This window comes from Actinomycetota bacterium (assembly GCA_018830725.1).
Lineage (GTDB): Bacteria > Actinomycetota > Humimicrobiia > JAHJRV01 > JAHJRV01 > JAHJRV01.
The window spans coordinates 1-2722 of the sequence record JAHJRV010000022.1; the positions used below are offsets into that span (position 1 = coordinate 1).

The following is a 2722-nucleotide window of genomic DNA, read 5'->3' on the forward strand; positions in this document are numbered from 1 at the left end:
AACTGGCGTTGTATTAATATTAATAGCAATATCTTTTATGATAATTCTTTTATATAAGAAAGATTGAAATTTTAAGGAGTATTAAAAATGAAAAGAAATAATCTAATTAGAATAATATATCTTTATCTTGCTACTTTAATTGGTTTGGTTCTCATAATTATAGGTGCAGTAAATTTTATTAATATGGCATTAAAGACTTTTATTTTTACTAAAGCTGAAGAGGATCAACGCTATGGTTATGAAACTATGATTTATGATACACCAATTAGGAATGTTGAGAGACTCGAAGAAGATGAAAGACTATCTGAAGAAGAAATAGAACTTATTAAGATGTGGTTAGGTGATTATAAAGATTGGGAGGAAAGAACATCAAAAATTGACTATGTCATTATTAATAGACACAGAGATGCTTCGATAAATTTAGCTTTAATTTTAGTTGGCTTACCTCTGTATATTTACCATTGGAGAATTATTAGAAAAGAATTTAAAAGTAAAGTTGAATAAAGGTTGAATGTTATAATAATGCATTTATTCATTCTTGCTATTTAATTCTTATATTCTTACTATGTATTGTTAATAAGTTAGGTTAACACGCTCTTTACATTCCAAGTTGGCTAGGTGGGTTGGGGTTATCTTTTATGATCTTAATTCTTAATTTATTCAAACTCTTTTAATAGATAAAAGGGGGAGGAGAATTTAATACCATCTCCTAGATTTAGCGATTATATTGGTCTTTAGTTATAATATATATCCAGTTATATATTCAGTATTTATATATATCTTCTCAAGCAAATTAATATAGTAACAAATTTCATTGATTTACTCTGATAGAAACAATAAAATAATCATATAAAAAATAGTTGTTTTGAATAAACTTACTAAAGTTATTTCTGTATTTTCATTTATAAATAAATATAAGTCTTGTAAATAAAAAATTAAAAACTTTATATATAAAATATTCATTATTTGGATAATATTCCTTTAAATTGAAGAGATTAAAAAATGCAAAATAATAATAAAATAGTAAAACTCAGGACTACATTAAATTTATCTTGGCCACAGTTCTGTGTTTTGTGCCTTAAAAATGCAACAAAGACATATACTTCAAATTCTTATTGTACCGATTGTTTTGTAAAATTAGAAAAACTAAGGAAATGGGAAGACAAACTTTTTAGTATTGCTTTTAGCATTGGATTAATTGCAGCAATCGTTATCTTTGTAGGTGTAATTGTAATGGCTATTTTAAAACCCACAAGAATTGAAATTGGAAGAGGTATGTATATGGGTGGAGGAGGAGGTGCAGTAATTGGAGGGATTATTACGGCTATAATAGTAGGAATTATATTTCTCTTTTCTTCTTATTGGATTGGGTGGCTTGCGCTTCTTACTATTAGATTAATCTTCCGTAAAAAGTTTTCTAAACCTGGAGTAAGATCTCTTAAGAGTAAAAAACCTGGTGTAACAATTCTAAAGTTCTCAAATCCAGAATATGCAAAAATGTTTTGTGAATCTAATCAGACAGCTATATTGCAATAAAATATAAACATTAATAAATTATGCTTAATACCTATAAGATAAAAAATAAAAAAATTTTATGTATATTAGCGGGGGCAATAAAAGTAATTTAATAACAAAAGCGAAGGGGGAATCTAATTCTAAATTTATTTAAAGTTTTTTAAAAGATCTCTTAAAGAAAAAAAACCCAATTAATTTGTTAAAGCGTTTTAACAAAAAATAGGCAAAATATAGCCTTTAAGACCTCTAGAAACGCACAAAAAAGCCCTTTAAATGCGTTCTAATATTGAAGTAATACATTTTTTATACTATTATTTTTAACAAATAGCCCTTCAAAAATTCTTAATTTTTAGTGATTTTTATATACTTATTATTTTACCTCCTTATTTACAATGTTATCTAAATTTCTTAGTTTCTATTAAGCATTTGGTCTAAAGCAGCGAGCTACAAAGATCTTATTAGGTATTTGATTTGACAGCTACAAATTTAGTGCTGACTATTTTCCCTTGCATTTGAGCTAGTTTTTCCTCTGAGAAAGTGGGAGAAAATTTTTTACCTGGACAACTTGCCATTTCCTCTAGTTCTTTGGGGCCAAGAGTGTGTCGAGCTACAACTTTAAGCTGACCAAAGCCTACATCCTGTACTATTTTTAAATACTCATCTTCTGGTATTGCTCCTCCTGTACACCCTGTCCAAATCGACTGAAAGTACTCCCGAACCTTAGGGTCAACATCTTCTATGGTAACAATATCAGAAATAGCAAGCCGACCACTGGGTTTTAGAATATCGAATATTTGCTTGTAGACACAGGGTTTACAAGGGCAGAGGTTAATTACGCAGTTAGATATTACTACATCAGCAATATTATCTGGAACCTGAGGATTTTCTATATCTAGCAGAATAAACTCAGCTCTATCAGATAAACCAGTTTCCTTCATTACCTGTTTTGCTCTTTCAATCATATGGGGAGCAAAGTCTATTCCAATCACCTTCCCAGTCGGCCCCACTTTGTGAGCTGCCAAAACGAGATCAATACCACCGCCTGAACCAAAATCAGCAACCACTTCACCTGGCTGGATATTAGCAAAACTAGTAGGATTCCCACAACCTCGAGAGAGGTTAATAGCCGCCTTAGGTATCAAGGCAAGATCTTTTTGACTATAGAGTCCGTGTTCCAAAGCAAAACTTTCAGTATTTCCTCCTACTA

Annotated in this window: 3 protein-coding genes; 2 read left to right on the forward strand and 1 reads right to left on the reverse strand. The window is 30.0% G+C overall.

Annotated elements, in window-relative coordinates; translation table 11 throughout:
* The first annotated feature begins 87 nt into the window (after positions 1–87).
* Both KKC53_00990 and KKC53_00995 read left to right on the forward strand, forming a co-directional pair.
* The gene (locus KKC53_00990) at positions 88–504 is read left to right on the forward strand and encodes a hypothetical protein (protein MBU2597749.1); all 417 of its coding nucleotides are present in this window, start codon (positions 88–90) and stop codon (positions 502–504) included.
* 498 nt (positions 505–1002) lie between these two features.
* Positions 1003–1536, forward strand: a complete 534-nt coding sequence (locus tag KKC53_00995; GenBank protein MBU2597750.1) for a hypothetical protein — start codon at positions 1003–1005, stop codon at positions 1534–1536.
* Positions 1537–1973: 437 nt separating this feature from the next.
* On the opposite strand, the gene KKC53_01000 is transcribed toward KKC53_00995, so the two are convergent.
* On the reverse strand, positions 1974–2722 hold a 749-nt coding region (locus KKC53_01000), incomplete at its 5' end, for a methyltransferase domain-containing protein (GenBank protein ID MBU2597751.1).

Excerpts from the sequence above, each read along its gene's own strand:
- KKC53_00990 (MBU2597749.1), top strand. The coding sequence starts at position 88 with ATGAAAAGAAATAATCTAATTAGAATAATATATCTTTATCTTGCTACT.
- KKC53_00995 (MBU2597750.1), top strand. The coding sequence starts at position 1,003 with ATGCAAAATAATAATAAAATAGTAAAACTCAGGACTACATTAAATTTA.